Raw genomic sequence first — 24,763 nt, 5'->3', positions numbered from 1 at the left:
CGGTGGGGTGGCGGCCGGATGCTCAAGCTCCGCCTACGCCGTGTCGGCGAACACCAACAGCGAAGGAGTCAGCGATGCAACACCAAGCGGCCGAGGCGACGCCGCCCGTGGGACGGCACTACGAGGTCGGGGGCCGGAGGTTGTTCCTCCACCGATCGGGCAGCGGGAGCCCGGCGGTGGTGTTCCTGGCCGGGGCCGGCTCGTCCGGCATGGACGGTTTCATCGTTCAGCAGCGAGCCGCTGTCCTCACCACCAGCGTGCTCTACGATCGGGCCGGAACGGGGTGGAGTGACCGGGGCGAACTGCCGCGCACCTCCGCCCAGGTCACCGACGAACTGCGCGAGCTGCTGCGGGTCGCCGGTGTGCCCGCTCCCTACCTGCTGGTCGGCCATTCCCTCGGCGGCCTCTACGCGCGCCACTATGCGCAGCGTTTCCCCGGCGAGGTGGCGGGCCTGGTCCTGGTGGAGCCCGAACACGAGGACTACGACTCCTACATGCCTCAGAAACTGAACGAGCTCTACCAGGCATGGGACCCCGACGAGGCGTTGCCTGACGAGTTGCCCGATGAAGTCATCCAGTTCTACCGCGATCTGTTCGCGCGGGAGATGGCCGACTGGCCGGAGGAGATCCGCGAGCCGCTGATCGAACGGCACGTCAGCCTGGATTGGCTGAGGGTCGGCGGCCGGGAGGCGGCCAACCGCGACCAGCTCCATGACGAGGTACGCCAGGCGGGACCGATGCCCGATGTGCCGCTGATCGTGCTCACCGCCACGGCGATCGACCCCTTCAAAAAAGCGGTGACCCAGGGCATACCCACGTCACTCCTCCATGAGGAGGCCGAAGCCAAGGCGCGGCTCTACACCGCGCTGGCCGAATCGGTTTCGCACGGCGAGAACCGTGTCATCGACGATGCCGGACACGCCTCTGTCGTCTTCCGCCATCCCGACGCCGTTTTCCAAGCGATCCAGGACCTGCTCGGCAGACTCGGCGGGCCGGACACGGGGACGATGTAGCAGCGGAACGAGAAGACCGCCGGCGCGCCGGGCGCCGATCGCCGGGTGTTCTGGCGATCAGCACCCGGGCGTGATCACCAGGCGTACGCCTCGGGCGCGGGCTTGGCCCCGTTCGGCGCGGGCGGCGGGAACAGCTCGTCCAGCTTGGCGAGCGTGCCGTCGTCGAGCGTGATCTGCAGTGCGCGCAGCGAGCCGTCGAGTTGCTCGACCGTCCGCGGCCCGATGACCGGCCCGGTCACCCCCTCCTGCGCGAGCAGCCACGCCAGTCCGACGTGGGCCGGGTCCTCGCCGATATCGGCGCACAGCTTCTCATACGCCTCAACGGATTCCCGATGTCCGGCGAACGCGGCGGCCCAGAGTCCCGAGCCGCTGCGGGCGGCGATACCCTCACGCTGCTTGCGCAGGACGCCGCTGAGCACTCCGCCGTGCAGCGGCGACCACGGGATCACGCCCAGCCCGTAGTGCCGCGCGGCGGGCAGCACTTCCAGTTCGACCCAGCGCGACATCAGGTTGTAGATCGACTGTTCGCTGACCAGTCCGAGGAAATGCCGGGACCGCGCGGCCTCCTGCGCCTGCGCAATGTGCCAGCCGGCGAAGTTGGACGAGCCATAGTAGAGCACCTTTCCCTGCTGGCGAAGGATGCTGAACGCCTCCCAGATCTCCTCCCACGGCGTGCTGCGGTCGATGTGGTGCATCTGGTACAGGTCGATGTGGTCGGTCTGCAAGCGCTTGAGCGACGCGTCACACGCGCGCCGGATGTGCAGCGCGGACAACCCGCTCTCGTTCGGCCGGTCGCCCATCGGAAGGTAGACCTTGGTGGCGAGGATGGTCTTGTCGCGCCGGCCCCCGCCCTGGGCGAACCACCGGCCGAGGATCTGTTCGGTGACGCCTTCGCCCTCCTTCTCGCCGTACACGTTGGCCGTGTCGAAGAAGTTGATGCCGTGCTCGTGTGCACGGTCCATGATCGCGTGACTGTCCTCTTCGGACGTTCGCGACCCGAAGTTCATGGTGCCGAGGACGAGCCGGGACACCGACAGGCCGCTGCGGCCGAGGCGGGTGTACTCCACGTGTTCCAACCTTTCAGGGCTGTCAGGGGTGTCGACCCGGTCAGCGCCGTCTCGGTCAGCCGATCCGGGCCGCTAGTCGCGTCAATCAGGATGCGATGAAGCTACAACTTGCAACATCGATGATGCAAGTCTGTGGTGAACCGCGACGCTGCCGTATGCTTTACCCATGACGACACAGCGGCAGTCGACGCATCTCGGCGCTCGGCCGCTGCGTGCGGACGCCGAGCGGACGATGACGACGATCCTGGAGGCGGCCGAACGCACCCTCAGCCGCGATCCGGCGGCCACGATGGAGCAGATCGCCGAAGCCGCCGGCGTCGCCCGCACCACCGTGCACCGGCGCTTTGCCACCCGCGAGGCACTCATCGACGCCTTGGCGGTGTGGGCCACCCGGCAGTTCGCCGCGGCGGTGGATGCCGCCCACCCGGACACGGCTCCGCCGCTGGTCGCCCTCTACCAGACGACCGCGAACGTCCTGGGCGTCAAGGTCAGCTGGGGATTCGCGATGAGCCGGGCCTCCTCGGCCAACCCGGAGGTGGCGCGCGTCCACACCGATGTACGGGACACGTGCGAACGGTTGTTCCGCCGGGCCCGGGAGGCGGGCGTCCTGCGCGCCGACGTCGACATTCCATGGACTCGCCGCGTCTACTACGCCCTCATCCACGAGGCCGCACAGAGCAGGGACGAGAAGGACACCGACGCCCTCGCGACGCTCGTCGTGGACACCCTGCTCCGCGGCGTCGGCACCCTGCACCCCGACCGCCTGTGACACCATCCCGTCCCTGCGCACGGGTGCCGCAGGTCAGGGGGTAGTGCGAGTGGCGGGTCGGATCATCCACTCCACCGGAACACGATATGAACCGCTGCAGGAAGTACGGCGTTCAGCGATGCGTTACCCCGGGCCGGGCCGAAATAGGGTTGCCGGGCTCTGCGGACAGCAGGCAGGATCCGGCCATGACCACGATCAACGCCGTGCTGCCGCCGACCACCGCCGTCCGACCGGTGCGGGTCCACCAGCAGCCGGGCCGACCACGGAGGCCGACCGCCGCACGACCGTGATCGCCGCGCTGGTCGCGGGCCTGGTCGCCGGCTACGGCATCGCGGTGCCGGTGGGGGCGGTCGCCACCTACCTCATCACACTGACCGCCCGCACGTCCTTGACGACCGGTGTCTCCGCCGCGTTCGGTGTCGCAACCGCTGACGGGCTGTACGCGCTGATCGCGATGGTGGGCGGTTCCGCCGTGGCATCCGTGATCCGGCCCGTCCTGCTTCCCCTGCGATGGTGCTCGGCCCTGGTACTGATCGCGCTGGCCGTCCGCGGTGCGACGGTGGCGATCGCCCGATACCGCCGGCGCCAGACGCCCACCCTGGCCGAGGACTCCCCGGTCGGTCCCGGACGGGCCTACCTGGGTCTGCTGGCGATCACGATGCTGAACCCCACCACCGTCGTCTACTTTGGGGCGCTCGTGCTGGCCGGCCAGAGAACGGTGGCTCCGGACCACCCGCGGCAGACCGTGTTCGTCCTCGCCGCCTTCGCCGCGTCCGCGAGCTGGCAGCTGCTGCTGGCGGGCGGCGGCGCGCTCCTCGGCCGCGCCCTGACCGGCGTCCGTGGGCGGCTCGTCACCGCGATCGTCTCCAGCACCGTCGTCACCGCCCTGGCCCTGAACCTTCTCATCGCCTCGCACTGAGGCGGCGGATGATCGCCGCACAGGCACGTCGAGTTCCTCGTCGAACCGGCGTCATACTCCCGAAGCTGACCCCAGCCCCAAAGTAGCTGTGTGATACATCAGTCTGTGAACGAGAGAGCGCGGGCGGGCCGCCAAAGGCCCATCTGCGCCCCGTTTGTGGCCCCGGCCGTACCCCGGCCGGGGCATGTGCTGTCAGGCTTGCTGGAGCGGGAGAACCGCGAGTTGCGGCGGGCGAACGAGATCCTGAAGGCCGCAAGCGCTTATTTGGGGTTGGCCCTGGACGCTCACGGGGTGGAGATGGCCCGCGCGCTGTACGAGATGAAGGGCGATGACGGCAAGCGCCGCTACACCGTCCAGCAGATCGCCGACCGGCTCGGCGTCAGCCGCGCCACGATCTACCGCCACCTCGATCCCGACAAGCCGGTCTCGGCGTAGGAGAAGCACGGTGCTGCTCCCGGTCACCCACTACGGCGACAAGGCCAAGCTGACCGACGAGATCGCCGTCATGCTGCCCGAGCACACGCACTACGTGGAACCGTTCGCCGGGTCCCTGTCCGTGCTGCTGGCGAAGAAGCCGTCCCGGCTGGAGACGGTCAACGACCTGGACCGTGACCTGATGATCTTTTGGAAGGTCCTGCGCGAGCGCCCCGCCGACCTGACCCGCGTGTGCGCCTTGACACCGCATTCACGCGCCGAGCTGGAGGCGGCCTACGGTGACCTGTCCGATCCTGGACCGAATCCAGTGAACCTCACCGGTTGTAGAGCCGGCGTGCCGACAGATAACTGACCAGGGCGATGCCCGCGCTCCACACAGCCGCCTCCAGGAAGCTGGACCCGGCCGGACGCCCGGCCAGCAGCGCGCGCAGCGTCTCGATGACAGGGGTGGCCGGCTGGTGCTCGGCGAACCAGCGCAAACCAGCCGGCATCGACTCGGTCGGGACGAAGCCGCTGCCGAGGAACGGCAGCAGCATCAGCGGCATCGGCAGGTTGCTGGCCGTGGCCACGTTCTTGGTGACCATGGCGAGCGCGACCGACAGCCAGGTGATCGCGAAGGTGAACATGGCCAGCACACCGACCACGCCGAGCCAGTCCAGCACCGAGGCGGACGGGCGGAACCCGATCAGCAACGCCACCACGGTCACCATGGCAATCGCGAGGAACGTCTGCACCATCGCCCCGAGTACGTGACCGGTGAGCACCGATACGCGGGCGATGGCCATGGTCTTGAACCTGGCGATGATGCCCTCGGTCATGTCGGTCGCCACCGAGATCGCGGTCCCCTGCGCTGCCCCGACGATCGTCGTGATCATGATGCCGGGGGTGAGGTAACCGACGTAGGCGGCGCGGTCGGCGCCGATGCCCGCGCCCATGGTGCCGCCGAAGACGTAGACGAACAGCAGCAGGAACACCACGGGCACGGACGCGAACGTGAGGATCAGCGTGGGGTAGCGCCAGATGTGTTTGACCTGGCGCCGCAGCATCGTCGCCGAGTCGGTGATCGCTCTCATCGGGAGGGCTCCTTGGTCGAGGGCTCCTGGGTCAGTGTGAGGAAGACGTCGTCCAGGTCGGGGGTGTGCATCGACAGCTCGGCGACGTCGATGGCATGCGTGTCCAGCCATTCCAGGAGCTTCCTCAGCGTCCTGACTCCGCCGGAGTCGGGGATCTGGACGGTGAGCGCCGCGTCGTTGCTGGAGGTGGCGCCGACGTGGCCGGCCGCCCTGCGGTACCCGTCGGGGTCGGCGAAGCGCACGACGATGTGGCCGCCGGGCACCATTCGCTTGAGCTCCTCAGGGGTGCCCTCGGCCACCAACCGGCCCTGGCTGAGCAGCGCGATGCGGTCGGCGAGTACGTCGGCCTCCTCCAGGTATTGGGTGGTCAGGAAGATGGTCACGCCGTCCTGCTGGACGAGGTCCCGGACGATCTGCCACATCGTGCGGCGGCTGCGCGGGTCCAGGCCTGCGGTCGGTTCGTCGAGGAAGATGAGCCTGGGCGTGCCGACCATGGTCATGGCGAGGTCGAGCCGGCGGCGCATGCCGCCCGAGTAGGTGACCGCGGGCTTGCGTGCGGCATCGGTGAGGTCGAAGCGCTCCAGCAGTTCGCGGACGCGCCTGCGGCCCTTGGCGCGGCCGAGGTGGAGCAGGTCGGCCATGAGTCGCAGGTTCTCCTCGCCGGTGAGGAAGCTGTCGACCGCGGCGAACTGGCCGGTGACGCCGATTGCGGCTCGCACCTTGTCGGGTTCCTTGGCCAGGTCGTGCCCGGCGACCCAGATCTCGCCCGCGTCGGCCTTGATCAGGGTGGACAGGATCTGCACTGTGGTGGTCTTGCCCGCGCCGTTGGGGCCGAGCAGCGAGAAGACGGTGCCCTGCGGGATCGTGAGGTCGATGCCGTCCAGGACGCGGTGGGCGCCGTAGGACTTACGCAGCCCCGTCACCGAGACGAAGGTTCGCATCGCGTTCACCCTCGATCCCAGGTGACGGGCAGGCTGTGCACGCCGTACACCTGCGAGGGGTCGGTACGCAGCGACAGCTCTTCAGCCGGTACGGCGAGCCGCAGCGTCGGGAAGCGGATGAGCAGCGCGGGAAACGCGACACGCATCTCGATGCGGGCAAGCTGCTGACCGAGGCACTGATGGACGCCGTGACCGAAGGCCAGATGCCCGGCGGCCGAGCGGCGCAGATCGAGCACGTCGGGGTCGGAGAACCTGGCCGGGTCCCTGTTGGCGGCGTTGATCGCGATGACGACCGTGTCGCCCGCCTTGAGCTGCCTGCCGCCGAGCTCCACGTCCTCCAGCACGCCGCGCATACCGGTGGCGGCGACAGACAGGTAACGCAGCAGCTGCTCCACGGCGCCGACGGCCAGGTCGGGATCGCCGCGCAGGGCGGTGAGCTGGGCCGGGTTGCGCAGCAGGGCGAAGGTGCCGAGCGCGAGCATGTTGGCGGTGGTGTCGAAACCGGCGCCGAGCAGGAACGCGGCCACGCCGCCGAGCTCCTCGTCGGTCAGGTCGCCGCCGGTGGCCAGGTCGCTGAGCAGGTCGTCGGTCGGCTTGGCCCGCTTGACGAGCGCGAGCTCCCGCAGGTACGTGCCGAGCTCGACGAAGGCGGCGTACTGCGCCTCAGCGGTCCCGGCCTCCGGCAGGGCCCGGGTGGAGCTCTGGAACTGGTCGCGGTCCTCGTGCGGCACGCCGAGCAGCTCACAGATCATCAGCGCTGGAACCGGCTGCGCGAAGACCTCGACGAGGTCGGCGGGCGGACCCTGCCGCTGCATCGCGTCGAGCCGCTCACGGGTGATCTCGGTGACCCGCTCGGTGAGCAGGTTCATCCTGCGGACGGTGAACTTGCCCGCCAGCAGCTTGCGGAAGCGAGTGTGCTGGGGTGCGTCCATGCCGGTCAGGTCGCCGACGGGGGCGGGCGGCAGGTGCCCGCCCGCCAGGGGGTGGTAGTGGGTTTCGTAGCGGGAGCTGAACCGCGGGTCGGCGAGGATCTGGCGGACCAGGTCGTATCCGGTGATCATCCAGACGCCGGGGGCGCCCTCGGGCGCGGCCACACGGGCGATTGGCTGCTCTGCGCGCAGGGCGGTGAGTGAAGGGGCGGGATCGAAGGGGCAGGCGGGTGCGCGGTCGAGGGACGGAGTGACCGGCTCATCGCGATAGAACGTGTTCATCACGATTGAAAGCTACGTTGCTTTCAGAAATTCCGTCAATCAATCGATGCACATAGGTGCAGGTCAACACCAATAAATTGATGCGTTGACGCTGAAGCTAAATGCAATGAAACATTGCATTGTGTGGCGCCGAACGCAATAGTGGTGTCATGTCAGAAGGAAGGTTGACCCTGCAGGACCGCCAGCGCATCGCGACCGGCCTCGCCGAAGGCCGCTCCTACGCCCAGATCGCCAGGCGGCTGGACCGGCCGACCTCGACGATCAGCCGTGAGGTCGGCCGCAACGGCGGCCCCAGCGACTACCGCCCCGAGCGGGCGCACCAGGCGACAGCGCGGCGGGCGCGGCGCGGCACCCCGGCACGTTCGCCCGAGGCCGAACCCCAGGACCGCAAGGTCTTCGAGGTGGAAGAGGGAGCCGTCGAGATGGCGATCGGGATGGGCGTGCCGAAAATGGTGGCGCGCGTGCTCATCGGCCTGTGGCTGAGCGAGGACGGCAGGCTCACTGCGGCCGAGCTGTCGCGCGGGCTGAAAGTCAGTCCCGCCTCGATCTCCATGGCGGTGGGCTACCTGACCCAGCAGGGGCTGATCAGGCGCGAACGTGATCCGCAGCGGCGGCACGACATCTACGTGGTCGACGACGACGCCTGGTACCACTCGACGGTGATCAGCTTGCGGCAGACGCTCGCGGCGGCTGAAATCGCTAAGGCGGCGGGGCAGACGCTCGGGCTCGACACGCCCGTGGGACGCCGCCTGACCAGGGGCGGTGCGTTCCTGGAGCGGATCAGCCTGGATGGTCTGGCGTCGGCCGAACGCTGGCGCGACCTCCCGCCGTGATCAGACCGCAGGGATTGTGCAGGGCTGCCCGGCTGCGCGACATCCCCGCTCAGCGCCAGTCGCTTGGCGACGTCCAGCCGTACCTCGCCGTAGGGCTGGACGTGCTGCCAGAACAGCGGCGTCAGCCCGCGCCGGTCGGCGGGCTTGAGCAGCCTGGCCCACTCCGGATCGGCCAGGACGTCTTGCAGCATCAGTGGGCGGCTCGATCCTCTCCTCCCGCAGGTGCTTGAGGAGTTCCTCCCGTACCCGCTCGGGCCGTCGCTCAGCGTGTGCGACGTTCTCGGCCAGCCACACCGTCACCTTCGTCGCGTCAGCGGTTGTGCAGGTACGAAAACCGAGGTGCGTGCGGATCTGATTGCGGTGGTACTCGATGGTGGAGCCGGACCACTCGTAGAAGCCGAGCTCCGAGGCGGGGACCTGGACCTGCTTGGCCACGTGTTCGACGACCTGGTCGGGCAGCTCCGAGCGTCCGCGCGGAAACGGCCGTACTGGGTGTAGAACATCAGCAAGATCGCGAAGGCGAGGCGCGTGGCGCCGCGCTTGCCAACGATGAGGTCGCGCTCTTCGTCCAGGATCGTCCAGTGCTCGACCAACTCGTCGATATGCATCGGGGGGGTGCGTCATGTCCGCCCAGCATTGACCAGGCAAGTCACAACAAGATCAACGCCGTTTGGGGCTCATGACACGTTTCTTACCGGCACCCCTATTTCGCCCGGGAACTCGACCCCGAAACTGCCGCACTAGTCGAGTTCATCGATGCTCACCGGGAGCAGTTCGGTGTGGAGCCGATCTGCGCTGTACTGGAGTGTGCGCCGTACTGCTGCGCCGGCTGGGTTCACACTCTCGCAAGGGCGAGATCTACAAGGCATTCCGGGAGGCCGGCCGGTCCGTACGCACCGTTGCGCTCCTTCGATGCCTTGCGGACCCGGCGCTGCGGCGGCGGGTCACGGCGGTGACCAAGGCGTGGACTCGGTCACCCTGGTCGGCCGTTGGGTTCCAGGTCAGCGGTAGTCGTGGATGTGATCCCCTCGAGCACGGTGGTGTAGAGGTGTCGTTTGTCCGGGCGTGCCCTGCCGGCGGCGTGCCTGAGTGCAGGGCACGCCGGCGCACCGAGGAGCACGAGCCCGTCGGAGGTAGCCCTTCGGACGGCGGCGTGGGAGTGCGTGAGCAGGTCGACCAGTGCTGGGATGGCTGGCTTCCACGCCGCGTGGCACAAGGTCTTGACCGCCGAGCGCACGATGTCGGGTTGCCGGTCGTCCAGGAGTAGCAAGGTCTGTTCCAGGTAGTCCCCGTGGTTCATCACCTTGCGGGAGATCCGATGGGCGTGCAGCCGGACTCTCGCCTCGGGATGGCCGAGCGACTCGGCGAGTAGTTCCTTAAGCTCGGGATCGCGATCCGCCGGCCGGCCCGCGCCGTGTCGGCGCACGCGGGCGGGGTCGTCGTCGTGACGCTCGGCGAGCAGGGTCAGCGCCCGGCGGATCTGCTCGGGGCCGCCGGTACGGGCCAGGTGGAGCAGTTCCGCCCGGGGCGCCCGTTGTTCCCGAGCGACCGCTTCCGGGACACGGGTTCGGCTGCGGAGCGCCGAGAGAGCGGCGGAGTCCTGCTGGGCCGCGTTGGGATGGCGCAGCGGCCCTTCCACCAGCACGATCTTGTCCGCGAGGTCGTCGCGTCCTTCGTCGCGTAGTCGCCGATGCGCCCGCGCCAGCGTGGGGGTACGCAGCAGCGCGACGTCGGAGATGAGATCGAGCAGGCCCCAGGCTCCGGTTTCGAGGCGGCCGGACAGGGTCTCGGCCAGGACATCGGGGGCCGCCTTGCGCAACGCCCGCTCGGCTGACGCGTGAAGGGGGGGTCCGCCGTGTTCCCACCATGCCAACAACAGGGGGATGAATCGGTCCACGTCCGGTGGGTGCAGATGGGCGGCGACGCGGGCGATCCGTTCGCAAGCCGCGTCGCCGCCGGAGCCATGCTCGCCGGCCTCGCGCAGTTCGGTCTCGCTCATGAGGGTCAGGACATGCGCGAGATCCGCGGTGACGGCGAGGTCGACCCGGCCGTCGAGGAAGGCACGCAGCACCGTAAGCCGGAACTGGGGTTCGGGCCAGCTCAGCAAGGCGCGGGCCGCGGCTTCGCGTTGATCCTGCACGGGATCGTCCAGCATCTTCAGCAGGCGCTCATGCAGGGCCGCTGAGCGGGGCTGGTCCCGATCACCGGGACGAGGTACGCGGCCGGTTGACATGGATCGGCGGGCGTCCTCCGCGATGGTCCACGATGGTGCGTCGAGTGGCTGCAGCTCGATCATCCAGTCCAGCAGGACGTCGCGCACCTTGGTGTCGGCGTTGCCGAAGACGCCGATCAGTGCGTTGAGCCGGTCCCGTGAATCCGTCGGGCGTCCGTCGCGACCAGCATGGGCGAGGTGTCGGTGGGCGGCCTCGTCAGGGTCTTGGGAGTCGAGGCCGTCTACGGGCCGGTCGGCGACGCGGAATCGCCGGAGGGCGTCGGGTGTGCGGACGGCCGCAGCGATGGCCTCCCGCCATCGGCGTACGGCAGGGCGCTCGGGCGCCTCAGCGCTGCCGCTCGATGCGGCGGCGACCGGTCCTGGCAGCCCGAATGCCTCCCGCAACACTTCCTCCTCAGCCAGCCACGGGTTCGCGCCCGCGCGGGCGGCGGCCAGCGCCCGCCCGAGGTCGGTGCGGGTCAGCACTGCGCCGCATCGGCGCAGCAGCACCAGCGCGGACCGGCTCCCCGCGGCTTCCGGCGGCAGCGCGCGAATCCGGGCGGCGATGTCGAACATGTCGGTGGAGGGCAGCCGTACGACCGTGTCCTCAAGCAGTGTGAGGAGACGGTCGCGATGAGCATCGCCGACGTCGGCCAGCCCTGCGACCAGCGTCCGTACCGACCGGGCGAAGGTCTCCGTCTCACCGGCTGTCCACGGCGGGGGGCAGAGCTGCAACATGAACCGCAGGACCCGGCCGCGATGTTCTGGACCTTCGGCGGCCAGTTCCAGCCAACGTGCCAGCATCGGCCGGAGCCGGCTTAGCCGTTCGGCGGTTAGCTCGTCGGGATCCCGGTCGAACCTTTCCGCAAGGCACCGTGCGATCTCGGTGTTCCAGCCGTGCCTCGCCAGGGCGTCGAGTTCGGCGTCCGGCCGGGCGGCTGGCGGTCCTTGACCGGCTGGCGGCGTGATGCCGTGGGCCGCCATCTGGTCCGTCAGGTCCGCAGCCGTACCCGAACCAAGGGTGAGTCGGCCTGCGGCGACGAGCGAGAACAGGGTGGATCCGGCCGGTGACCCCTGGTCGGCCAGAGCGCCGACGGCACGGGCGGACAGTGAGCCATCGAGGCCGGTCAGCAGCAGGGCACGGGTACGGTCGTCGCCGGCGCGGTCGGCCGCGGCGACGACGGTGGCGGCGTACGCGTCACCGAGGATCGTCCGCAACGCCTCGATGAGCGCGGCGCGCAGGCCCGGGTTGTCGTGCCTGCCGAGCCACAACAGCAGCTTCGGCACAGCCACCGCGGTTCCGGCGTGGATCAGCGCGGCCGCGGCGGTCTTCTTGACGTTCATGTTGGGATGGTCGAGGCAGGCCGCGACCGCAGCCGCGGCCCAGCACGCGCGCGCGTGTCCGAGCGCGAGCAGCGCTTGGCGTACGGTCTGCACGTCGGGGGCGGCGGTGAGCGGGATCAGGCTTGCCGACAATGCCTGTGCGTCCTCGCCGTCGGCGTCGCGGGCGAATAGCGCGATCACGTGCTTGCGGACGTGGCGGTCACGGTGGCGAAGCAGCGGATGTACTCGTGCCCGGATTTCGCGATGGGAAGTCTGGAGGAGCAGGTCGAGCAGGATCATTTGCTCGGCCGCCGTGAGCGTGGGGCGGTCCAGTAGATCGAGCGCGATGCTCGCGACGAGCGCGTCGCCGGCCTCTCGCGCGTCTGCGGCGTCCAAAAGACAGTTCGGCCGGATCTTCGCTCTTTCGTGGAGGCGACCGCCGAGGTCACGAATGGCCGCAACGACTTCCTGCGGCACTGTCGGTTCGCTGGTGCCGCCGGACGCTCCCGGCGCCCAGGATGCCGCGAGGTCGGACACGACCCGCAGCAGAAGGTCGGCGATGGCCGGCACTGTGCTGGAGCTGCCGTTGCGCGCCAGCTTGCACAGGGCAGCCACGGGCTTATCCGGGTCCAGGCCCGCGCGGAGCAACGCCAGTTCCCGTTCGTCCGGGCCGCCGAGATCGGCGGCGATCCGGCGAGGCAGATCCTGCGGGTCGAGCCGAACGAGGATCGACTGTCGCCGGTCGGGGTCCTCGGTGAGATGCCACAGCACTTCCAGGGCCCGGTGGCGAACCGGCCGCAGGTAGGACGCCACAGCGCCGGCAGCGTCTCTGCCATCTGACCCGTCCAGGCCCAGCCCGTCTCGCAGCGCCGTGACCGTCCGGGCTCCGCCCACGGCTTCAAGAGCGCCCAGCGCTGCCGCAGGTGACCGTGGTAGCGCGGCGATGACGGCCTCCTCGGCGGCCGTATGGCGCAGCGCGCGGATCGCTCGCAAGAACGGTCGCGGATCCGGCGCGGCGCGCAGCAGGTCAGTGACCTTCTTACCCACCGGTAGGTCCCCTGTGCCCTGAGCGGCCAGGGCGACCAGAAGTTCCAGCCGCCGCGGCCAGTGCGGATCGTTCGCAGCCGCCGTCGTCAGCTCCTGGAGCGTCGCGCGCCGGCACGTGAACAAGATGGTGGCGACCTCGTCCGCGGGCACCGAATGGTCGGCGATGGCCAAGCGCACGATCGCCGGGGCATCGTCGCCCGATGGGAAGTGCCCACGCCGGTGTAGCCCACGTAGGCACCGGATGACCGGCCCAGCGAGCAAAAGGGGGTCGGTAGCGGCAATGCCCGCGAGGTCGTGGACGTCATCGCGGCTCGCAAAGTCCCCCAGCAGCTCCAGTGCGCGTCGTCGGAGCGCTGGGGGCCGATTTCGGTCGGCGGCCACGTCGCGGAGCACGTCCTGATGCCCGTGGTGGGCTGCGGCTTCGATCGCTGCGGCGGCCACTGCGCAGACGGTGGCGCCGGGCCCGGTCTCGAGGAGCCGGTACAGGTGCTCTTGTGGCAGCGGATCCAACGCGGCCCAGGGCTCTGACAGCTCACGCAGCGCCGCCGCGGCGAGGTCGGCTGCGGAGGCGTCCGTGGCGGGTTGCCCTGCGATCGATCCGGCGAGCCCCACCACGAGCGTCCGGGCTCGTTCCGGTGCCAGCAGGCCGGCGTGCACGGCCTCGCGAGTAACCCGCAGAGCCTCTGCCCGCAACACAGGATCGAGCCGGTCCGACAACTCCCGGGCGAAGCTTTCCGGTTCGTCTACATTAGCGGCGCCGATCCCGCGGACCGCCTGGTAGAGCAGTTCGCCCGCAGGCTCGTCCCGCAGGGTCTCAGGCCGGTCAGCGATCTCGGCGCTCAGCCACGCGATTTGGACCCGGGTCGGCAGATCCGCCTTACGCCACTGCGGCCAGGGCAGCCGGGGCCGGACGTAGGCCCGCAGCTGGAGATAAAGGTGCGCCAGGGCCAGCGCTGCCTCCGGCGGACCATTGAGTGAGCCCGGCAACGACGCCGCGAATTCGGCCAGCTCGGATCGGTCTTCATCTCGTCTCGCATCAAGGCGTTCGGCAAGGCATACGAGGCCCAATCCCCGCAGTCGTGGATCCTCATGCCTGATAAGAAGCTGGAGGACGGCTGGCGGACACTTCAATGGATCGAGGCTGGCTGAAAGCCGGTCCGTATCAGCGCAGCGTATGGCGGTGAGGACCGTATCGTCGACCGACGTCATGCGTTGTCAACTCCAGCCGGATCATCAAATAGCGCTGAGCGTAGCGAAACGCCCTCCACACCCGATGGACCCGTCGGACGGCGTTCGGCCAGGCCGCCCGAACGCCGCCTGGGTTCCGGCGCTCAGCCGGCGGCGCGGTCGGTGAGCGGGCGGCGCCGCGCCGAGGTGTCGGTCAGCGAAGGGGCCTGCCAGGCGCCGTCCGCCCGGTACAGGTCGGTCCCCGGGGGCACGATCTCGTCGATCCGGTCGAGGGTCGCGTCGTCGAGGGTGAGCGAGGCGCCCTTGAGGCTGTTCTGCAGCTGTTCCATCGTCCGAGGACCGATGATCACCGAGGTCACCGCGGGGTGGGCGATGGGGAAGGCGACGGCGAGCTCGGGCAGGGTGCAGCCGAGGTCCGCGGCGAGCTCGATGAGTTGTTCGACGGCCTCGTACTTCCTCGCGTTCTGCGGGAGGGCGGGGTCGAAGCGCGCCGGCGTGAGCGAGGCGCGGCCGGTGGACAGGTCGATGGGCCGGCCCTTGCGGTACCTGCCGGTCAGGAAGCCGGACGCGAGCGGGCTCCACGTCAGCACGCCCATCCCGAGACGCCGGCAGACAGGGAGCGCCGAGCCCTCGATGCCACGGGCGAGGAGCGAGTACGGCGGCTGCTCGGTCCGAAAACGCCGCAGGCCGTAGCGCTCGGCGACGTGGTAGGCCTCAACGATCTCATCGGCGGGGAACGTGGAGCAGCCGAAGGCCCGGATCTTCCCCTGCTGCACCAGGTCGCTGAGCGCCGAGAGGGTCTCCTCGATGTCGGTGGTGTGGTCGGGGCGGTGGATCTGGTACAGGTCGATCCAGTCGGTCCGCAGGCGCCGCAGGCTCTCCTCGACCTCCTTGATGATCCAGCGCCGCGAGTTGCCGCCCCGGTTGGGCCCCTCCCCCATCGGGAAGTGCACCTTGGTGGCCAGCACCACGTCGTCGCGGCGGCCCTTCAGCGCCTTGCCCACGATCTCCTCCGACTCACCGGCGGAGTACATGTCGGCGGTGTCGACGAAATTGATGCCCTGGTCGAGGGCCGCGTGGATGATGCGGACGCACTCGTCGTGGTCGGGGTTGCCCACGGCGCCGAACATCATGGCTCCCAGGCAGTGGACGCTCACCTGGATGCCGGTGCCGCCGAGAACGCGGTAGCGCAAGGTCGTGCTCCTTCTCGTGAATACGGGGTGATCACGCGGCTCGTCGGCCGATGATCGCGGCGCCGGTGCTGCCACGGGCGCGGGCGGCGGAAGGTCCGGCCACGCGCCGTACCTTAGGAGCTAGAGCCGACTCTAGATCAAGTCCTTCGCTCGTCGACGACAGCGCAGAGGGCGCCCTGGAGCCGAGCCGAAGTACGGCGGACCGGCCCCAGGGCACGCGCGCCCGCCCTCATCCCCAGAGGGCCTGGCGGGCGCTCGCGACCGTGGCCGATCGCTGGGACCTGGACACACACCACGACGAACGGAGCGACAGTGACACCTGAGGACGAGCGATTCCTGCGCAGGGCCGTCGAACTGGCCGCCAAGGCACGCGCGAGCGGGGACGCCCCGTTCGGCTCGCTGCTGGTCGGCCCCGACGGCGACGTGCTGGCCGAGGAGCACAACACGGTCACCAGTGACCGTGACATCTCCGCCCACCCGGAGCTGAAGCTGGCCCGGTGGGCGGCCCGCGAGCTGGATTCCGCCACGGCGGCGGCCACCACCATGTACACCAGCTGCCAGCCGTGCACGATGTGCTCGGGCGCCATCGAGCGTTCCGGCCTGGGACGCGTGGTGTTCGCGCTGTCCAACGAGCAGCTCGTCGCGCTCAAACCGGGCGGCGGCTGGCCGGTGGTGCCCCAGGAGGGCCCGGCGCTCTTCGAGGAGGCACGCGTCCCGGTCGAGGGCTTCTACCGCTGACGGCTCGAGCAGGTCGCGTGGGATCTCCTGTGTCCGCTGCGACGCGATCCGGCGCGGGGATGGCGGCCCATAGGATCGACCGGTGCTGAAGCCCGATTACCCGATCATCACCGAACGCCTTCACCTGCGCCCTTACACTCCCGACGACCTCGACGCCCTCCACGAGATCCAGTCGCGGCCGGAGGTCACCCAGTACCTGTACTGGGAGGCCCGCGACCGCGACGAGGTCCGCGAGGCGCTGGAGAAGAAGATCCACTCTTCGGTGCTGGCCGATGAGGGCGGCTCCCTGCAGCTGGCGGTGGTCCTGCCGGAGTCCAGCACGCTCATCGGCGACGCCTTGCTGATCTGGACCAGCCGCGAACACCGCCAGGGCGAGATCGGCTACGTGTTCCACCCCGGCCACGGCGGCCGCGGCTATGCGACCGAGGCCTCCGAGGCGATGCTCCGCCTGGGGTTCGAGGGGCTCGGCCTGCATCGTGTCGTCGGGCGCCTCGACGGCCGCAACACCGCCTCGGCACGGGTGCTCGAACGCATCGGGATGCGCCGCGAGGCGCACCTGGTGCAGAACGAGCTCGTCAAGGGCGAGTGGACCGACGAGGTGGTCTACGCGATGCTCGAGGACGAATGGCGGGCCCGCCAGGCCGGATAGCCCGCCGGCCTACGGGTCTCGGCCGGTAAAACCGTTCGATCGGGCCTGCCCGAGCCCCGTACGATCCCATGCCCGTGAGTACCCGATTGCGCCGGTACGCGGCCGACAACGCACAGATCGTCGCCGACGGCGAGTACGCCCTTCCGGACGGCACCGTCGTTGTCGTCGGTCCGGCGCTGGACGCCGCGATGGCGGCCACGGTCAGCCATCCCCCGGACGCGACCATCGCGCCGCCCCCGGCCGGGCCCGGTCACCGTACGCGCTTCGAGGTGACCGCCGAGGGCAGCCTGCGCGCGGCCCGGAGGCTCCACCTCACCGGCACCGGCCGGATCGCCGTGCTGAACTTCGCCTCGGCGCGCAACCCCGGCGGCGGATACGTCGGCGGCGCCCGCGCGCAGGAGGAGGATCTGTGCCGGCACTCCTTCCTGTACCCGTGCCTGCTGCGGGCCCGTGACTACTACGAGGCGCACCGCGCCTCCCCCGACCTGCTCTACAGCGACCGCGTCATCTGGTCCCCCGACGTCCCGGTGCACCGCGGCGATGACGGGGAGCTGCTGGCCGAGCCGTATCCGGTGTCGTTCCTGACCTGCCCCGCCCCCAACACCGGGGAGGCGCTGCGCCGGGACCCGGCCGTACGGGACCGGATCCCCGGAGTGCTCCGGGACCGGGCGCGGCGGGTGCTGGCCGTGGCCGCCCACCATGGCGCAGATCGGCTGGTCCTCGGCGCGTGGGGGTGCGGGGTGTTCCGCAACGATCCGCGCCAGGTCGCCGAGGCGTTCCACGCCCACCTCACGGCGGATGGGGAGTTCTCCACCGTCTTCGACCACGTGGTCTTCGCGGTCTGGGACCGCAAACCGGAATCGGCCAACCGCGCGGCCTTCACCGCCCGCTTCGCCGCCGAGACCGCAGCGGGGCATCCGGCCTGAGGATCCCTCCGCCGGTGCGGGTCAGCTGCTGCAGCCGCACCCGGCGGCGGCTTTGGCCTCAGCGGTGGTCTGGGCCGGGTCAAGGGCCTTCTCGTCGGGGGTGCAGCAGGCGGTCGTGCCGCAGCAAGCGCCGTCGGCGGCAGGGGCGGCGCTCTTGCCGAGGGTGCCGGCGTCGGCCTTCACGACGTAGACCTCCCAGGGCTCCTGGCCGGGGCCGTGGACCCAGACCTTGTCTTGGAGGGCGTAGCAGCAGGAGGTGTCGTTCTCCTCGAAGGTGGCCAGGCCGGCGTCCCTGAGCCGCTGGGTCGCCGCGCTCACCTGGCCGGTGTCTTCGACCTCGACACCCAGGTGGTCCAGGCGGGTCGTCTCGCCGGCCTCGCCTTCGATCAGGACGAGCTTGAGCGGCGGTTCGGTGATGGCGAAGTTGGCGTAGCCGGGGCGGCGCTTGGTGGGCTCGGTGCCGAACAGCTTGGAGTAGAAGGCGATGGAACCTTCCAGGTCGGCGACGCGCAGGGCGAGCTGAACACGTGACATGACTTCCTCCTCGATCGAACGATGCCGGACGGGGTTGGTCGAAGGCGGTAGCCGAGGCTTGCCGCGACGGCGGCGGTACGGGCCCGAACCAAAGGCTCTCTGATTCGATGAATGTCTAAGTAGTGTGAACTCAGCTTGCGTCCTTGCCTAGATGGATGTCAAATTAGAGACATGTCGAAGCAAGTGTTGCCGCTGGTCGACGACGCAGCCGTTGATGCCGGGGCGTGCTGCGCGCCGCTGGTCTGTGAGCCGCTGGGCGTCGCGGAGGCCGAGGAGCTGGCGCCGCTGTTCAAGGCGATCGGCGATCCGGTGCGGCTGCGGCTGCTGTCGCTGATCGCTTGCCATGAGGGCGGCGAGGCGTGCGTGTGCGACCTGACCGCGGCCTTCGACCTGACGGCGCCCACGATCTCCCACCACCTGAAGGTGCTCAAGCAGGCCGGGCTGATCGACTCCGAGCGCCGGGGCACATGGGTGTACTACTGGATCAACCCGGGCGTCCTGGCGCGACTGTCGGCCCTGCTGGGCCCGCAGGCCCAGGCGCTGGTGGGGGCCCGGTGACCGCCCCGCCGTTGGCGCGGCGGGCGCTCGCCGAGTTCATCGGCACGGGTCTACTGGTGACCGTGGTGGTCGGCTCGGGCATCATGGCCGCGCAGCTGTCCCCACGCGATGTCGGGCTGGAGCTGCTGGAGAACGCCGTGGCGACCGCGGCCGGGCTGACGGTCCTCATCGTGTTGTTCGGGCCGGTTTCCGGCGCTCACTTCAACCCGGTCGTCTCGATCGTGGACTGGGCGCTCGGCCGCAAGGCCGCCTCAGGTCTGCCCGGCCGAGACCTGCTCGCCTACCTGCCCGCCCAGATCGCCGGGGGGATCGGCGGGGCGATGCTGGCGAATCTGATGTTCGCCCTGCCTGCGGTATCCACCGCGTCCAAGGATCGCTCCAGCGGCCACCTGTGGCTGAGTGAGGTGGTGGCCACCGCGGGGCTGGTCGCCCTCATCTTCGCCTTGGCCCGCACCGATCGGGCCCGGCTCGCCCCGGCTGCGGTCGGCGCCTACATCGGTGCCGCGTACTGGTTCACCTCCTCCACCTCCTTCGCCAACCCCGCCGTCACCATCGCCCGCGCCTTCAGCGACACCTTCGCCGGCATCGCCCCCGCCTCGGTCGCCCCCTTCATCGCCGCACAACTCGCCGGCGCCCTCATCGGCGCCGCCCTCGTGCTCGTCCTGTACCCGGCCGCCGGGACAGGCTCGGGTGCCGATGACGTCGTCGTCCCGCACGCGGAACCGGCGGCCGGCGCTCAGCAGCCCGCCTCCGCGTGAACCCGCCCTCGCCTGCTCGATAAGTCCGCCCGCATCGATGACCACCCACAGGTCCTGGCCCTGAGATCCGCAACCGAACGGCTCACCGCAGCCGCTCGAACCCGAGGAGTGAGCGTGACCCACGTCCCGGAGGTCCTGTTCGTCTGCGTCCACAACGCCGGACGTTCGCAGATGGCCGCCGCCCTGCTCGACCACCACGCCGCCGGGCAGGTGCGTGTCCGCTCCGCCGGATCCGCACCTGCCGACGAGATCAACCCCGCCGTGGTCGCCGTGATGGACGAGCTCGGCATCGACCTGTCCAAGGAGTTCCCCAAGCCGCTGACCGGCGAGGCCGTCCAGGGCGCCGACGTGGTCATCACCATGGGCTGCGGGGACGTCTGCCCGGTGTTCCCCGGCAAGCGCTACCTGGACTGGGAGCTGCCCGACCCGGCCGGCGAAGCCGCCGAGCAGGTCCGCCCCATCCGGGACGAGATCGACCGGCGCGTCCGCGAACTGCTGGCCGAACTCGCCCCCGCCCACTGACACCCACTCCCAGCCGCCCGGCCACCTGTCACGAGCTGATCGGACCACGGGCCGTTCACCACGGGTGGGTGCCGCCGTTCTCGTTGAGGAACACACCGGTGAGCCCGTCGCCGGGCAGGGTGACCTGGCGGGCGATGTGCGCCCCGCCCTCGTCCGCACTGAGGTGACCGGTGTGATTGTTCAGGTCGGTCGCGCAGAACCCCGGGGACAGGGCGTTGACCATGATCCCGCTGTCCCGCAGTGTGTGCGCGTAGATCAGGGTGATCGCGTTCATCGCGGCCTTGGAAGAGTTGTAGGCGAGCAGGTTCGCGTACTGCCAGAACGGCGCGTCCGGGTCGGTGAGGAACGCGACGGTGCCCAGCCCGCTGGACACGTTGCCGACGTACGCGGCCGGTGACCTGCGCAGCGGCGGCAGCATCGCGTTCGTGACGGCCACGACGCCGAACACGTTGGTCTCATACACCTCGCGCAGCGCCGCGACGGGCAGCTCGGTCGGCGGGTGGGGCCGGTCGCGGCTGATGCCGGCGTTGTTGATCAGGATGTCCAACCGGCCGTGGGTCTCGGAGATCAGCCGGGCCGCCGCCTCGATCGTGTCCGGCTCGGTCACGTCCAGGTGCACGAAGCGTACGGCCAGGCCCTGCGCGGCCAGCTCCGCCGCGGCCGCGGTCCCGCGCCCGGGGTCGCGGGCGCCGAGCAGGACGGTGTGCCCGGCCACGGCGAGCTCGCGTGCGGCGGCGAAGCCGATGCCCTTGTTCGCTCCGGTGATCAGAACGATCTTGCTGGGGTTCGAGTTCGTCATGCCCTCACCGTGGCCGTCATCCGGCGCGGCCGGGAGAGCCCCATGGAGCCTGGTACCGGCGGTCCCGTGGTCACGGCGGCATCGATCCGGCACCCTGGCACGTGTGAGCGAACTCGACCGGAAGGAGCTGGCCGCCTTCCTGCGACGCAGCCGCGCCCGCGTGCGCCCGGGCGACGTCGGGCTGGAGGCCGGGCCGCGGCGGCGCACTCCCGGCCTGCGCCGGCAGGAGGTCGCGCAGCTGGCCCGCATGTCGGTGGACTACTACATCCGCCTGGAACAGGGCCGGGGGCCACGGCCGTCCCGGCAGATGCTCTCCGCGATCGGCCGGGCGTTGCGCCTGTCCGACGACGAACGCGACCACCTGTACCACCTGGCCGGGGAGGTGCCCGGGCCGCCGCCGGGACCGGCCCGCGACGTACGGCCCGGGGTACTGCACCTACTGGACCGGCTCGACGACACCCCCGCCATGGTGTGCGACGCGACGTATGAGGTCCTGGCGTGGAACGCGATGGCGGCCGCCCTGCTGGGGGACTTCTCCCGCCTGCCGCCCGGCGAGCGCAACCTGATCCTGCGGTTCTTCACCGACTCCAAGGCCCGCGCCCGCCACGACGCCGACGGCGCCCGGCGGTTCGCCCGTGAGTCGGTCGCCGACCTGCGCGCGGCGGCGGCCCTCTACCCCCACGACGCGGGCGTCCGCCGCCTGGTCGAGCGGCTCCGGGCGGCCAGCCCCGAGTTCCGCGGCCTGTGGGCCGAGCACGACGTCCAGGTCCGCCGCTCGGCGAGCAAGCGGCTGCGCCACCCGCTCGTCGGATGGCTCGACCTGGACTGCGAGGCGTTGCACGACCCGCACCGCGACCAGTGGACGATCTTCTACACCGCCGCGCCGGGGAGCCCTTCGCAGGAGGCGCTGCGCCTGCTCAAGGTCGTCGGCACCCAGGACCTCACCGTGCGGGGTCCATCGTGAACAGCGGTTCCGCGCCGCGCTGAGCCGGCTCCGGAGCCTCCGGGGGCAGCGCCGCCATCGGATGCGCGCCGGTGCGCCGCTCGAAGGCGAGCAGGTGCCGTTTGCAGGACAGGCCGCCGCCGTACCCGGTCAGGTCGCCGGTGGAGCCCACGACGCGATGGCAGGGCACGATGATCCCGACCGGGTTCTTGCCGTTGGCCAGTCCGACGGCGCGGGCTGCGGTCGGCCGGCCGATCCGCTCGGCCAGCTCGCCATAGGAGACGGTCTCACCGAACGGAATCTCCCGCAGAGCCGCCCAGACGCGCTCCTGGAACGCCGTGCCGGTCAGCGCCAGCGGCAGGTCGAACACGGTCCGCCGACCGGCGAAGTACTCCTCCAGCTGCCGGATCGCCGCACCGAACGGCGCGTGATCACGCTCACCGAAGGTGTGCTCCTCGGGCCGGTGGCGCTGCCGGTCCATGTACAGGCCGGTGAGGACGCCGTCCGCCGCGACCAGGGTGAGCGGGCCGACGGGACTGTCCATCACCGTGTGCGTACGATGCCGCATCAGGTACTCCTTCTTCTCGTCAGGCGGGCAGCCGGTTGATGGCGTGCCGCCCGGTCGCCCACAGGTACTGCACCGCGTACGCGCGCCAGGGGCGCCAGGCCGCGGCGTGCCGGGTGAGGGCGGCGGGGGTGACCGGCAGGCCGAGTTCCCGCGCCGCGGTGCGCACTCCCAGGTCGCCGGGGACGAACGCGTCCGGGTCGCCGAGCGCGCGCATCGCGATCATCTCGACGGTCCAGGGTCCCAGCCCCGGCAGGTCCGTCAGCAGCTCCCGGGCCCGCCCCCAGTCGCTGCCGGCGCCCAGGTCGACCTGCTCGTCGGCCAGTGCGCCGATCAGCGTGGTCAGGGTCGTACGGCGTGCCCGGGGAAACGCCAGTGTCTCCGGGTCCAGCGCCGCGAGGGCGTCCATTCCGGGGAACAGATGGGTCAGGCCGCCTTCGGGATCATCGACGGGTTCGCCGTGGGCGGTGACCAGGCGGGCCGCGTGGGTGCGGGCCGCCTCGGTCGACACCTGCTGGCCGAGCACGGCGCGCACCGCGAACTCGGCGGGGTCGACGGTGCGCGGCACGCGGCGGCCGCGGTCCTTGTCCACGTGCGGAGCCAGCAGCGGGTCGGCGCCGAGCAGGTCGTCGACGGCCACCGGGTCGGCGTCCAGGTCCAGCAGCCACCGGCAGCGGCTGATCGCGATGGACAGGTCCCGCAGGTCGGTCAGGTGCAGACGGCAGGCGATGTGGTCGGGTGCCGGCCGCAGCGAAACGACGCCGTGCCCGTGGGGCAGACGCAGGGTGCGCCGGTACGCGCCGTCGCGCCACTCCTCGACGCCGGGCACTCCGGTCGCCGCCAGGTGCCCGAACAGGTTGTCCGGGCACAGCGGTGCGCGGAAGGGCAGCCGCACCGACAGGGCCCCGGAGGTCGCTGCGGGGTGCCCGCGGGCGACCCGGTCGCGCAGCTCGGTCGGGGACAGCGCGAACACCTGCCGCACGGTGTCGTTGAACGCCCGCACGCTGGCGAACCCGGCGGCGAACGCCACGTCGCTCATCGGCAGGGAACTGGTCTCGATCAGCAGCCGCGCGGTCTGGGCGCGCTGCGCACGGGCGAGCGCGAGCGGGCCGGCGCCGAGCTCGGCGCGCAACTGGCGTTCGATCTGGCGGGTGCTGTAGCCGAGCCGGGCGGCCAGGCCCGGCACCCCCTCCCGGTCGATCACGCCGTCGGCGATCAACCGCATCGCGCGGGCGACGAGGTCCGCGCGTTCGTTCCACTGCGGGGAGCCGGGGCTGGCGTCCGGGCGGCACCGCTTGCACGCCCGGAACCCGGCCTGCTGGGCCGCCGCGGCGCTGGGAAAGAACCGCATGTTCTCGGCCTTCGGCGGCACCACCGGGCAGCTGGGCCGGCAGTAGATCCCGGTGGTCAGCACCGCGGTGAAGAACCATCCGTCGAACCGTGCGTCCTTCGACTGCACGGCGCGTACGCAGCGTTCCACGTCCTCATGCATACCGACAAGCATCGCCGGTGCGCACCGCGTCACGCTCGCGGAAATCCGACATCATCCTGTGGGCCGCCAGGGGGCCCGGCGGCGCGGGGCTGCTCAGCCGACCCCCCGTCACCACCTGAGGATGCCGCCCACGAGGGAACACGGCCACGCCCCGGCCTGCCCGGTCCCCGCCCGGCCACGGGTCACCGAGCCGGGCCTCGCCCGCGGCCATGCCTGGGCGCCGGCGGGCCGTCGGTGCGCCGGGCCCCGGCGCCGACGGCCTACCATCGGAGGATGTCGGTCACGGGGGATGGATCACAGCCCGGCCTGCCCTGGACGGGCCGGCCGCGCCGCGCCGACCTGATCTGCTGGGCCGGAATCGCGCTGAGCGGCCTGTACGCCCTGGCCCTCATCCCGCTGCGCCCGCTGCTCATCGGCCGGAACCCCGTGCTGCTGGAGCTGCTGACGGGCAGCATGACCTCGATCGTCACCGCCGGGGCGTTCGCCCGGGTCGGCCAGGTGTCCCTGGTCCTGGCGGTCGCCGCGGCCGTCCCCGGAATGATCATGTTCGACCCGTTCTTCTGGTGGGCGGGACGCCTGTGGGGCCGGGGCATGCTCACGATGGTGGCCGGTCGCGGCGCCCGCGGTGAGCGGCTGATCGCCCGTTCCGAGCGCCTCGGTCACCGGCTCGGCTGGGTCGGCGTCGTCATCGCCTACTACCTTCCCGTCCCGGCGGCGCTGCTGTTCGTCATCGCGGGCTGGACGGGGATGCGCCTGGTGACGTTCGTGCTGCTCGACGCCGTCGGCGCGCTGCTGTGGATCGGCATGCTGACGGGCCTGGGCTACTACCTCGGCCAGGACGCCGTCGACGTCGCCAAGACCATCTCCCGCTACGGCACGTGGGCCTCGATCGGCCTGGTCGCCGCCGTCCTGCTCGTACGCGGCGTCCGCGCCCGCCGTGACGCCCGCGCCGAGCCGGCCGCCGCCGAACCCGCGGACCACGCAGAGGCCGCCGCGGACCGCTGACGCCCTCAGCCGGGCGGCACCGCCCCCATCGCCGCGTTCGGCCCGGCCCC

General features: G+C 70.7%; 25 protein-coding genes and 1 pseudogene. 15 read left to right on the top strand and 11 right to left on the bottom strand.

Features of this window, described 5'->3' with window-relative positions; all coding sequences use genetic code 11:
- Positions 1–176 precede the first annotated feature (176 nt).
- On the top strand, positions 177–1,013 hold the full coding sequence (locus NE236_RS03395) for an alpha/beta fold hydrolase (protein ID WP_252840288.1): 837 nt from the start codon (positions 177–179) through the stop codon (positions 1,011–1,013).
- 74 nt (positions 1,014–1,087) lie between these two features.
- Here the strand turns inward: NE236_RS03395 and NE236_RS03390 are convergent, their stop codons facing one another.
- Positions 1,088–2,080, bottom strand: coding sequence for an aldo/keto reductase (locus tag NE236_RS03390; protein ID WP_252840287.1), 993 nt, complete (start codon positions 2,078–2,080; stop codon positions 1,088–1,090).
- Positions 2,081–2,246: 166 nt separating this feature from the next.
- Between NE236_RS03390 and NE236_RS03385 the strand changes: the two genes are divergently transcribed.
- The 4 genes from NE236_RS03385 (at position 2,247) to NE236_RS03370 (ending at position 4,555) form a co-directional block, all read left to right on the top strand.
- Positions 2,247–2,849 carry a TetR/AcrR family transcriptional regulator gene (locus NE236_RS03385; protein WP_252840286.1) on the top strand — a complete coding sequence of 201 codons (603 nt, stop codon included), beginning with the start codon at positions 2,247–2,249 and terminating at the stop codon, positions 2,847–2,849.
- 286 nt (positions 2,850–3,135) lie between these two features.
- A complete protein-coding gene (locus NE236_RS03380) occupies positions 3,136–3,768 on the top strand; it encodes a LysE family transporter (protein ID WP_252840285.1) in 633 nt (210 codons plus the stop codon).
- 198 nt (positions 3,769–3,966) lie between these two features.
- Positions 3,967–4,203 (top strand): helix-turn-helix domain-containing protein, encoded by a 237-nt coding sequence (locus NE236_RS03375; RefSeq protein ID WP_252840284.1) that lies wholly within the window; start codon positions 3,967–3,969, stop codon positions 4,201–4,203.
- A 10-nt stretch (positions 4,204–4,213) separates the two neighbouring features.
- Positions 4,214–4,555 (top strand): DNA adenine methylase, encoded by a 342-nt coding sequence (locus NE236_RS03370; RefSeq protein WP_252840283.1) that lies wholly within the window; start codon positions 4,214–4,216, stop codon positions 4,553–4,555.
- Here the strand turns inward: NE236_RS03370 and NE236_RS03365 are convergent.
- From NE236_RS03365 to NE236_RS03355, 3 genes are read right to left on the bottom strand one after another with little or no spacing between them, the layout of a single operon-like run.
- Complete coding sequence (locus tag NE236_RS03365) at positions 4,518–5,276, bottom strand: ABC transporter permease (protein ID WP_252840282.1); 759 nt, start codon at positions 5,274–5,276, stop codon at positions 4,518–4,520. The two genes, NE236_RS03370 and NE236_RS03365, sit on opposite strands and share 38 nt — an antisense overlap.
- On the bottom strand, positions 5,273–6,217 hold the full coding sequence (locus NE236_RS03360) for an ATP-binding cassette domain-containing protein (protein WP_252840281.1): 945 nt from the start codon (positions 6,215–6,217) through the stop codon (positions 5,273–5,275). The genes NE236_RS03365 and NE236_RS03360 overlap by 4 nt, the downstream gene beginning before the upstream one ends.
- A 5-nt stretch (positions 6,218–6,222) precedes the next feature.
- Positions 6,223–7,428, bottom strand: a complete 1,206-nt coding sequence (locus NE236_RS03355) for a cytochrome P450 (protein ID WP_252840280.1) — start codon at positions 7,426–7,428, stop codon at positions 6,223–6,225.
- 164 nt (positions 7,429–7,592) lie between these two features.
- Between NE236_RS03355 and NE236_RS03350 the strand changes: the two genes are divergently transcribed.
- Positions 7,593–8,261, top strand: coding sequence for a GbsR/MarR family transcriptional regulator (locus NE236_RS03350; RefSeq protein ID WP_252840279.1), 669 nt, complete (start codon positions 7,593–7,595; stop codon positions 8,259–8,261).
- Here NE236_RS03350 and NE236_RS44945 read toward each other — a convergent pair whose 3' ends face one another.
- Positions 8,262–8,885, bottom strand: a complete 624-nt coding sequence (locus tag NE236_RS44945; protein ID WP_372494227.1) for a DUF4158 domain-containing protein — start codon at positions 8,883–8,885, stop codon at positions 8,262–8,264. It abuts the gene before it with no gap.
- Positions 8,886–9,072: 187 nt separating this feature from the next.
- Here NE236_RS44945 and NE236_RS45465 point away from each other — a divergent pair.
- Positions 9,073–9,219, top strand: a pseudogene (locus NE236_RS45465) (Tn3 family transposase); the annotation flags it as partial.
- A gap of 15 nt (positions 9,220–9,234) precedes the next feature.
- On the opposite strand, the gene NE236_RS03340 reads toward NE236_RS45465, so the two are convergent.
- The gene (locus NE236_RS03340; protein WP_252840278.1) at positions 9,235–13,830 is read right to left on the bottom strand and encodes a hypothetical protein; all 4,596 of its coding nucleotides are present in this window, start codon (positions 13,828–13,830) and stop codon (positions 9,235–9,237) included.
- Between the two features lie 344 nt (positions 13,831–14,174).
- A complete protein-coding gene (locus tag NE236_RS03335) occupies positions 14,175–15,224 on the bottom strand; it encodes an aldo/keto reductase (RefSeq protein WP_252840277.1) in 1,050 nt (349 codons plus the stop codon).
- Between the two features lie 312 nt (positions 15,225–15,536).
- Between NE236_RS03335 and NE236_RS03330 the strand changes: the two genes are divergently transcribed.
- The 3 genes from NE236_RS03330 (at position 15,537) to NE236_RS03320 (ending at position 17,537) form a co-directional block, all read left to right on the top strand.
- A complete protein-coding gene (locus NE236_RS03330; RefSeq protein ID WP_252840276.1) occupies positions 15,537–15,962 on the top strand; it encodes a nucleoside deaminase in 426 nt (141 codons plus the stop codon).
- Positions 15,963–16,044: 82 nt separating this feature from the next.
- Entirely contained in the window at positions 16,045–16,611 is a 567-nt protein-coding gene (locus NE236_RS03325; RefSeq protein WP_252840275.1) for a GNAT family N-acetyltransferase, read from the top strand.
- Positions 16,612–16,685: 74 nt separating this feature from the next.
- Positions 16,686–17,537 (top strand): TIGR02452 family protein, encoded by an 852-nt coding sequence (locus NE236_RS03320; protein ID WP_252840274.1) that lies wholly within the window; start codon positions 16,686–16,688, stop codon positions 17,535–17,537.
- A gap of 21 nt (positions 17,538–17,558) precedes the next feature.
- Here NE236_RS03320 and NE236_RS03315 read toward each other — a convergent pair whose 3' ends face one another.
- On the bottom strand, positions 17,559–18,071 hold the full coding sequence (locus NE236_RS03315; RefSeq protein WP_252840273.1) for an ArsI/CadI family heavy metal resistance metalloenzyme: 513 nt from the start codon (positions 18,069–18,071) through the stop codon (positions 17,559–17,561).
- Positions 18,072–18,242: 171 nt separating this feature from the next.
- Here NE236_RS03315 and NE236_RS03310 point away from each other — a divergent pair, with 171 nt between their 5' ends.
- From NE236_RS03310 to NE236_RS03300, 3 genes are all read left to right on the top strand, one after another.
- Positions 18,243–18,629, top strand: a complete 387-nt coding sequence (locus NE236_RS03310) for an ArsR/SmtB family transcription factor (RefSeq protein WP_252840272.1) — start codon at positions 18,243–18,245, stop codon at positions 18,627–18,629.
- Positions 18,626–19,387: an aquaporin gene (locus NE236_RS03305; protein WP_252840271.1), complete on the top strand. Its 762-nt coding sequence runs from the start codon at positions 18,626–18,628 to the stop codon at positions 19,385–19,387. Before NE236_RS03310 ends, NE236_RS03305 begins: the two co-directional genes overlap by 4 nt.
- 108 nt (positions 19,388–19,495) lie before the next feature.
- On the top strand, positions 19,496–19,909 hold the full coding sequence (locus tag NE236_RS03300; RefSeq protein WP_252840270.1) for an arsenate reductase ArsC: 414 nt from the start codon (positions 19,496–19,498) through the stop codon (positions 19,907–19,909).
- Positions 19,910–19,964: 55 nt separating this feature from the next.
- On the opposite strand, the gene NE236_RS03295 is transcribed toward NE236_RS03300, so the two are convergent.
- The gene (locus NE236_RS03295) at positions 19,965–20,708 is read right to left on the bottom strand and encodes an SDR family NAD(P)-dependent oxidoreductase (protein WP_252840269.1); all 744 of its coding nucleotides are present in this window, start codon (positions 20,706–20,708) and stop codon (positions 19,965–19,967) included.
- A gap of 103 nt (positions 20,709–20,811) precedes the next feature.
- Here NE236_RS03295 and NE236_RS03290 point away from each other — a divergent pair, with 103 nt between their 5' ends.
- Complete coding sequence (locus tag NE236_RS03290; protein WP_252840268.1) at positions 20,812–21,672, top strand: helix-turn-helix transcriptional regulator; 861 nt, start codon at positions 20,812–20,814, stop codon at positions 21,670–21,672.
- On the opposite strand, the gene NE236_RS03285 is transcribed toward NE236_RS03290, so the two are convergent.
- On the bottom strand, positions 21,650–22,219 hold the full coding sequence (locus NE236_RS03285) for a methylated-DNA--[protein]-cysteine S-methyltransferase (RefSeq protein WP_289849695.1): 570 nt from the start codon (positions 22,217–22,219) through the stop codon (positions 21,650–21,652). The two genes, NE236_RS03290 and NE236_RS03285, sit on opposite strands and share 23 nt — an antisense overlap.
- Positions 22,220–22,238: 19 nt before the next feature.
- On the bottom strand, positions 22,239–23,708 hold the full coding sequence (locus tag NE236_RS03280) for a DNA-3-methyladenine glycosylase 2 family protein (protein WP_252840267.1): 1,470 nt from the start codon (positions 23,706–23,708) through the stop codon (positions 22,239–22,241).
- A 273-nt stretch (positions 23,709–23,981) separates the two neighbouring features.
- Here NE236_RS03280 and NE236_RS03275 point away from each other — a divergent pair, with 273 nt between their 5' ends.
- Positions 23,982–24,713 carry a DedA family protein gene (locus tag NE236_RS03275; RefSeq protein WP_252840266.1) on the top strand — a complete coding sequence of 244 codons (732 nt, stop codon included), beginning with the start codon at positions 23,982–23,984 and terminating at the stop codon, positions 24,711–24,713.
- The last annotated feature ends 50 nt before the right edge of the window (positions 24,714–24,763 follow it).

The sequence above is a fragment of the Actinoallomurus purpureus genome (genome assembly GCF_024055795.1).
GTDB classification, from domain to species: domain Bacteria; phylum Actinomycetota; class Actinomycetes; order Streptosporangiales; family Streptosporangiaceae; genus Actinoallomurus; species Actinoallomurus purpureus.
This window is presented reverse-complemented; position numbering and strand designations above follow the sequence as displayed.

Bases quoted from the DNA above. Each gene is read 5' to 3' on its own strand.
- NE236_RS03385 (WP_252840286.1), top strand. From the start codon at position 2,247: ATGACGACACAGCGGCAGTCGACGCATCTCGGCGCTCGGCCGCTGCGT.
- NE236_RS03365 (WP_252840282.1), bottom strand. From the start codon at position 5,276: ATGAGAGCGATCACCGACTCGGCGACGATGCTGCGGCGCCAGGTCAAA.
- NE236_RS03360 (WP_252840281.1), bottom strand. From the start codon at position 6,217: ATGCGAACCTTCGTCTCGGTGACGGGGCTGCGTAAGTCCTACGGCGCC.
- NE236_RS03355 (WP_252840280.1), bottom strand. From the start codon at position 7,428: ATGAACACGTTCTATCGCGATGAGCCGGTCACTCCGTCCCTCGACCGC.
- NE236_RS44945 (WP_372494227.1), bottom strand. From the start codon at position 8,885: ATGACGCACCCCCCCGATGCATATCGACGAGTTGGTCGAGCACTGGAC.
- NE236_RS03315 (WP_252840273.1), bottom strand. From the start codon at position 18,071: ATGTCACGTGTTCAGCTCGCCCTGCGCGTCGCCGACCTGGAAGGTTCC.
- NE236_RS03310 (WP_252840272.1), top strand. From the start codon at position 18,243: ATGTCGAAGCAAGTGTTGCCGCTGGTCGACGACGCAGCCGTTGATGCC.
- NE236_RS03295 (WP_252840269.1), bottom strand. From the start codon at position 20,708: ATGACGAACTCGAACCCCAGCAAGATCGTTCTGATCACCGGAGCGAAC.
- NE236_RS03285 (WP_289849695.1), bottom strand. From the start codon at position 22,219: ATGCGGCATCGTACGCACACGGTGATGGACAGTCCCGTCGGCCCGCTC.
- NE236_RS03280 (WP_252840267.1), bottom strand. From the start codon at position 23,708: ATGCATGAGGACGTGGAACGCTGCGTACGCGCCGTGCAGTCGAAGGAC.
- NE236_RS03275 (WP_252840266.1), top strand. From the start codon at position 23,982: ATGTCGGTCACGGGGGATGGATCACAGCCCGGCCTGCCCTGGACGGGC.